Source organism: uncultured Granulicatella sp., assembly GCF_963515095.1.
GTDB lineage: Bacteria > Bacillota > Bacilli > Lactobacillales > Aerococcaceae > Granulicatella.
This window is the reverse complement of the sequence record NZ_CAUPXD010000044.1, coordinates 1-7,799: the sequence shown is the minus strand read 5'-3', so window position 1 is coordinate 7,799 and position 7,799 is coordinate 1. Positions and strand designations below refer to the sequence as shown.

Sequence of the window (7,799 nt, the reverse complement as noted above, 5' to 3'; positions counted from 1 at the left end):
CCTACACATTTGGTTTGTCTTCTTTGTTTAGTTTTCAAAGGTCAACGTCGCTTTACGCGACAACTCCTATATATTATCATAGGCGTTTTTATCTGTCAACAACTTTTTTAAATTTATTTAAAATTTATTTTTCGCAATCGCTTCAAAAGCGAACGTTCGTTAACAGTGTTTATAATTTACCATAGATTTTCTTCCTTTGCAAGTCCAATTTTTAACTTTTTTTATATTTTTTTGCAAAAAAAGACTGTAGTTTTTTAGGCTACAGTCTTTCACGCTATTGAACAGTTCCGGAAGCAATTTCCTTACCATCACTAACAATTTTATATTTACCTATTGGTTGGCTATTGCTTAAATTAAATGTTACATTCACACTTGTATCTTCACTAATTTCTAAAGTTTTATATACATTTTGAAGTTGGTTTACTGAGTCTTCAACGTAAATAGAAATTTTATTAACTTTTCTCTTCGAGTTGTTTGCTGATTTTTGATATGGAATCATAATTTGTTTTGTTACAGTATGAGCTTTTTTCCCCTTTGATAAAACAATCGTTAAAGGTGTTCCTTTTTTAATATCAGATCCTTCACGAATTGATTGCCTTATAACAGTATCTACTGTAGCATCATTTTCTTCTTCAGTAATCGTTAAGTTTAAATTATTCGTACTTGCGTATTCAATGGCTCCTTCTCTTGTATATCCTTTTAAATTTGCCATTTTAATTGAAGTTTCACCTTTACTTACCACTAATGTGACGACTGTATCTTTCCCTTCAACTTTTTGATTTGGAGCAATACTTTGTGAAATTACTTTTCCCGCTTCAACACTATCAGAATTTTCTTCTTTTTTCTCTACAGTAAATCCTAATTTTTTCAATTCATCTCTTGCAGTTTCATATGTTTTATTCCGATAATCTTTCATGGTGACTGCTTCTTTTCCGGAACTTACTTTAATCGTTATTTTTGATTTTTCTTTTACTGTACTACCAGCTTTCGGATTCGTTTCAATGACTTTTCCACTCTCTACTTCGTCCGATTGTACTTGTATAACATCTGTTACACTTAACTTAGCATCTGCTAATTTTATTTTAGCAGCAGCTTCTGTTAAATTCGTTACATCTGGCACTTGAACTTCTTTTGGGCTTGAATGTAAAAATGCAAAAGCCATAATTCCAATAACGGATATCATGAGTAATAACACCCAAGGCCATTTCCTTTTTTTCTTAACTGGCTTTTCTTCATCCATTTTTACTATTGGAATTTCTCTACTCGTTTGAATTGGTTTAACTTTTTGAGTATTTATTGGTGTTAGTACTTTTGTTTCTCCTGAAAAACTTGTTGGAACAAATTTCTTCTCATATAATCTTGTAGAGTCTAAACAAGTTTTTAAATCTTGGAACATTTCGTAACAACTTCTGTAGCGGTTCATTGGATCTTTTGCAGTTGCCTTTAACACTATATTTTCTAAACTTTGCGGAACCATCGCCGTTGGATTTACAACTGATGGTAACGGCTCTTGGAAATGTTTTAACGCAATAGACACTGCTGATTCACCATCAAAAGGAACTCTACCTGTTAACAATTCATATAACACAATTCCTAATGCATAAATATCTGTTTGAATTGTTGCCATTCCACCTCTTGCTTGTTCTGGAGATAAATAGTGAACAGACCCTAGTAATGTATTTGTTTGAGTTAAAGAAGTATCGGATAATGCGACAGCAATCCCAAAATCTGTAATTTTTACATTTCCTTCTCGATCGATTAAAATATTTTGCGGCTTAATATCACGATGAATAATACGATTTTGATGAGCGGCAGCAATTGCTGAAACAATTTGCATCATAATCCGAACTGCTTCAATTGGATGAAGAGCCCCTCTTTGTCTAATGTAGTCTTTTAAATCTGTTCCTTCAACATATTCCATCACAATATAATTCATTTCTTGTGACTGTCCTACATCATACACCCCAACAATATTCGGGTGAGTTAATTGAGTGGCTGATAAAGCTTCGCGTCTAAATCTTCTCATCGCATCATTATTTTGTCTAAAATCCAATCGTAATACTTTAATCGCTACTAATCGATCTAATATTAAATCTTTTGCAAGGTAAACCGCAGCCATTCCACCGGTTCCAATTAAAGTTTGAATTTTATAACGTCCATTTAATGTTTTTCCAGTTTCTAACATTAGGCTACCTCCTCTTGTAATTGAATTTTTGCAATTGCAACCGTAATATTATCACGGCCGCCTGCTTCATTAGCTTCTTGAACAGCTTTTTCTACTTGTTGTTCGACATCTGAATAATGATTCATTACATTTCGAATCTCTTCTAGAGATAACATATCACTCAAACCATCACTACATAATATTAATGTGTCCTCATTTTTTATGGTCATTCTTACAAAATCAATTTCGACTGAAGAAGTTACCCCCAGAGATTGAGTAACAATATTTTTATTAGGGTGATTTTCTGCTTCTTCAGGAGTAATTTCACCTGATTTTAACAACGCATTGACTAAGCTTTGATCTTCAGTTAATTGTTTCAATTGGAAATTTCGCAACACGTATGCCCGACTATCACCGACATTTGCAATCATTAATTGATTTCCAATAATACTGGCTACTACAACTGTCGTTCCCATTCCATATAAATCTTCATATTGAGCTGAACGGGTAAATATCGCCTCATTTGCTTCTGTAATTTTTTTAATAAGCCATTGATAAACTTCTTCAATATCGTTAAATTCTGTTTTTTCCCACGCTTGACCTATCGACATTAGAGCCATTGCACTAGCTATTTCTCCCGCATTATGTCCACCAATGCCATCGCAAACCATCATAAGCGGGATGTTATTTTTGCTTTCAAAGTAGCCAGCAGCATCTTCGTTTACTTTTCTTCTTTGACCAACATCACTTTTTATCGCAAATTTCATACAATCCCTCCTTAATGTTTAAGATTTTTTAATTAATTTACAAATATAAAAGCCATCACTATTAAAGTCACTTGGTAATATTGTAATGTCTTCTGTATCTTTATGAATCCACTGTCCAATCGGTTCAATTCCAAACTCTGGATTCATTTTTAAAAATTGATTTACTAGCTCTCTATTTTCTGACTTATTTATCGTACAAGTAGAATAAACTAGACTTCCTTTTGATTTTACCATTTTTGAAGCAGATATTAAAATATCAAGTTGAATTTTTTCCAAACTCCTTAAATCTTTTAATTCTTTTGTATATTTAATATCTGGTTTACGACGAACTAATCCTAAACCCGAACAAGGTGCATCCACAAATACCGCATCAAAACTTTCAGTTGGATATACTTCATGAACAGTACGGGCATCTAGTACTTTCATGGAAATACAATCTTCTACTTGCAGTCTGTTAGCATTTTCTTGTATTTTCTTTAGTTTATGTTCATATAAGTCTAGGGCATCTACCTGTCCACCTTTTGATGGATCTATATAGCTTGCAATATGCGTCGTCTTTCCACCGGGTGCAGCACATGTATCAAGCACTTTATTTGCTGGTTGTAAATTAGCAACTTGTGCAACTAAAGAAGAAGCTTCATCTTGAATCGTAATCAGTCCTTGTTCAAAAGCTTTCGATTGAAAAACATTCCCTTCTTCCACAATTAGACATCTATTTGATAACATGCTCTCTCTAGTCTGAATTCCTTCTTTTTCTAACAGTTGTTTTACTTGCTCTTGACTGAAATGATTCGGCTGAATACGAACACTGACACTTGGCGCTGTTAAAATAGACTCAGAAATTTGTTGTGCTTGTTCTACTCCATACTGTTGTTTAAATAATTGGTACATCCATTTTGGAATACTATACTGTACACTCATTCTTTCATCTGCATCTTTTATTTCCTCAAAACTTCTTAAATCATTTCTTCGGAAATTTCTAAGTACACCATTTACAAATTTAGCAATGCCTTGGTGACCACGTTTTTTCGCAATTTGTACTGCTTCAAAAATCGCTGCATGATCTGGAATTTTATCTAAAAATACCATTTGATAAATGGAAATTCTTAGCAATTGTTTCACCCATGGTTGAATTTTCTTTGCTTTTTGAATATAAGGGGCTAAATAAAAATCAATCGTCATTTTTCGCTGAATCGTTCCATAAAATAATTCGGTTAACAGACCTTTATCTTTTGCAGTCCATTTTTGTTGCTCAATTACCTTTTTCAAACTAATCGTTGAATAAGATTGATCCTGTTCCACTTGAACTAATAAGTCTACAACTGCATTTCTGACTTTATCCATGATTTACCCCTTCAAAGCAAGCTTTCTCTTCAATAACAGAAGCAAAACCATTCATAAAGGCATCTGAACTCATTTTAGCTTTTCCTGCAGGTTGTAATTCAACAATTTCTAATACAGTTTGATTACCACATGCTACATACAAATGATGATTCTCTTTAAATAATGTTCCTGGTTGTTCAGCAGTTGTTTGATCTGCTACCTTCACTTGCCAAATTTTCACTCTTTCACCATTTAATACAGTAAATGAAGTTGGCCAAGGACGTAAACCACGGATAAAGCAATCCACCATTCTCGCTTCTTTTGTCCAATCGATTTGTTCTTGTTCTCGTGTAATATTTGGAGAATACGTTACGAACGCTTCATCTTGTACAATTTCAGTAATTGTCCCATCAAAAATTTTCGGTAATGTGTCTAATAATAATTCCGCACCTACCACACTTAATTTTTCAAACATGGAAGCTACATCATCAATTTGTTCAATTGGAATCGAGCGTTGTGATAAAATATTCCCCGCATCCATTTTGCTAACCATTCGCATAATGGTTACACCTGTATGAGAATCCCCATTCATAATAGCGTAATGAATCGGTGCACCGCCGCGATATTTTGGTAATAAGGATGCATGAACATTGACAGCACCCTGTTTTGGAAATTCTAAAAATTTCTTTGGTAGAAACTGACCATAAGCAGCTGTTACAATTAAATCAGCATCTAATGTCATTAATTGTTCTAATTCTTCTGAACCCGTTAATTTTTCTGGTTGATATATAGCAATATTTTGCTCTAATGCATATTGCTTCACTGGTGATGGCGTAATAACTTTTTTTCGACCAACCGGTCTATCTGGTTGAGTCACAACCGCAATCACTTCATATTCTTCTGAATTCACTAGAGCATCTAATACTTTTGTTGAAAATTCGGGTGTCCCCATAAAAATAATTTTTTTCAAAATTCCACTTCCAATCTTTATAAAAAATATTGAGGTTCTACATCGATAGATACCGCTACTTTTGATTGCGGAGTCGATTGAGTATTGACTAAGACCTCATGTAATAAAATATCTAATACTGGATCTTTTTTATATTTAATAATTAATTGATAGTAATAACGATTATTCATTCTAGCAATTGACTTTGCACTTGGACCTAATAAGACAGATTGAGAAGATAGTTTACCTTCCAATACCTTTTTAATTTCATAAGCCTGTTTCTGTGCAGCATATTCTTGTTCACTAGAAACTGTAATCATCACTGTAAAATAATACGGCGGATAATGAGCGAGATGTCTCATTTTCATTTCTTGAGCAAAGAAAGCCTCGTAATAGTGATTTTGTGCTAATTGGATAGCATAATGGTCTGGGTTATATGTTTGAATAAATACTTCTCCAGCCTTATCTCCTCTACCAGCTCTTCCTGCTACTTGCGTTAATAATTGGAAAGTTTTTTCTGCAGCCCTAAAATCCGGAATATTTAAAGCTGTATCTGCATTGACGACTCCTACTAAAGTGACATTTGGAAAATCTAACCCTTTAGCAATCATTTGTGTTCCAATTAAAATATCCGCTTTTTGTTCTTCAAATTGTTTTAACAACGCTTCATGTTGTCCCTTTTTACGAGTTGTATCGACATCCATTCGAATAACTCTTGCAGTTGGCAACAATTGCTCTAATTCTTCTTGAAGCTTTTGAGTCCCCGTTCCAAAATAACGAATTTGTCGACTATGACATTTTGGACAGTGATTTGGAATACCTTCTTCATGCCCACAATAATGGCATTTCATCACTTTTGTATCCATATGAAGCGTCAAAGAAATATCACAATTTGGACATTCCAATACATAACCACAATCACGACACATAATAAAGGATGAATATCCTCTTCGATTTAAGAGCAACACACTTTGCTCTCCTTTTTCTAATCGGTCTTCTAACGCTTGTAATAAACGTTTGGAGAAACTTCCTTTTTGCGCCAAAAATTCTTGTTTCATATCAAGCACATGAACTTGAGGTAATGGTTGATGTTTAGCACGTTTTGTTAACCTCAATAAACGATAAACTCCCTTTTCCGCTCTTGCTCGAGATTCTAAACTTGGAGTTGCACTTCCTAGAACGACAGGACAATGATGATACTTTCCTCTCCAAATCGCAATATCTCTCGCATGATAGCGTGGAGTATCATCCTGCTTATAAGTGCTCTCATGTTCTTCATCCAAAATAATAATGCCAATATTTTCTAAAGGTGCAAATACCGAAGATCTTGCTCCAACAACAATATCTGCTCGACCTTCTTTTATTTTTTGCCATTCATCATGTTTTTCTCCAGGATTCAACCCACTATGTAAAACAGCTACTCTATTCCCAAATCGTTCTTTGAATCGTTGAACCATTTGAGGAGTTAATGAAATTTCTGGAACAAGCATCATAGCACTTTTTCCTTTTTGAATGGCTTCTCCAATCCATTGAAGATACACTTCTGTTTTTCCTGAGCCTGTCACTCCTTGCAACAAATAAACATGAGAGGTTTCATCAATCTCTTCTTCTAACACTTGTTGAAAGACTTGTTTTTGCTCTTCATTTAGTTCAAATGGTTTCGAATGAATAATTTTTCTTCCCGCATAAGGATCTCTATCTACTGCTCTTTTTTCTAACAGAATCCAACCTTTTTCAACAGCTTTCTTCACATCTGCTTGCACAACATTAAAGCGAGTCATAAATTCAGCTTTCGCAATTTCTGTATTCTCTAAACTAGATAAACCTTCTAGAAATCTTAATTGTTTTGCCGCATTTTTTGGAACTTGCTTCATCATTTCCAAATATTCTTCAGGTAAATACGATAATACAATCCAATCTTCTGTTTTTATTTGTTTGCGGTCTTCTACTAAAGTTTTTGTTTGAACAATTCCTTTTTGTTTTAAACGTAGTAACTCTGCCAAAATTTCCTTTGGCATTTCATCCGTTACTTCTATTTCTAATTGCCCATTAAAAATTCTTTGAAAAATTTCTTCATGTTCTTGGGGATTTTCTAATATAAAAATTTTTCTCGTTGTTGTTTTTAACATCGCTGGCAACATTGTTTGATAACAGTGAATTAAAAAGGCAAATAAATGATTGGACATATATTCTCCTAATTCAATCATTTCTTTTGAGAGAACAGGTTCAAGATCCATTAAACGTTCGATTTCTTTTAATTCCCCATCAAAATCAGATGTTGGACGAATTGAAACAACAAAGCCTTGCACACTTCTTCCAGCAAATGGAACAACTACTCTCATTCCCACTTCGATTTCTCCTTCGAAGATTGCAGGAATTCTATAATCAAATGGTCGATTCACTTGTTTTACTGGTACATCTACAATTACTTGTGCAAACATGATTTCACCTCGCTTTAGAGGTATACTTACCCCAATTTACATCATAAGAATAGTGTATCATCTTTTTCAAAAAATAGAAAACGATTTATTCACTCTTAAAATAGGCTCTTTGTCAAATAGGGTTGATGAAACAATTTTAGTGAAGGAATTAAGCA

The 7,799-nt window shown here is 33.8% G+C and carries 5 protein-coding genes; all 5 read right to left on the bottom strand.

The genetic code is table 11. From position 1 onward, the window contains the following. Positions 1-274: 274 nt before the first annotated feature. The 5 genes from pknB to priA are packed head-to-tail and all read right to left on the bottom strand — an operon-like array spanning position 275 to position 7,644. Positions 275-2,185, bottom strand: coding sequence for a Stk1 family PASTA domain-containing Ser/Thr kinase (gene pknB, locus RWL86_RS07920; protein WP_314078643.1), 1,911 nt, complete (start codon positions 2,183-2,185; stop codon positions 275-277). Continuing rightward, positions 2,185-2,931, bottom strand: a complete 747-nt coding sequence (locus tag RWL86_RS07915) for a Stp1/IreP family PP2C-type Ser/Thr phosphatase (protein WP_314078641.1) — start codon at positions 2,929-2,931, stop codon at positions 2,185-2,187. Before RWL86_RS07915 ends, pknB begins: the two co-directional genes overlap by 1 nt. Before the next feature lie 18 nt (positions 2,932-2,949). Next, on the bottom strand, positions 2,950-4,275 hold the full coding sequence (rsmB, locus tag RWL86_RS07910) for a 16S rRNA (cytosine(967)-C(5))-methyltransferase RsmB (protein ID WP_314078639.1): 1,326 nt from the start codon (positions 4,273-4,275) through the stop codon (positions 2,950-2,952). Further along, a complete protein-coding gene (fmt, locus tag RWL86_RS07905) occupies positions 4,268-5,224 on the bottom strand; it encodes a methionyl-tRNA formyltransferase (protein ID WP_314078636.1) in 957 nt (318 codons plus the stop codon). Before fmt ends, rsmB begins: the two co-directional genes overlap by 8 nt. A gap of 17 nt (positions 5,225-5,241) precedes the next feature. Beyond that, entirely contained in the window at positions 5,242-7,644 is a 2,403-nt protein-coding gene (priA, locus tag RWL86_RS07900; protein WP_314078635.1) for a primosomal protein N', read from the bottom strand. Between the last annotated feature and the right edge of the window lie 155 nt (positions 7,645-7,799).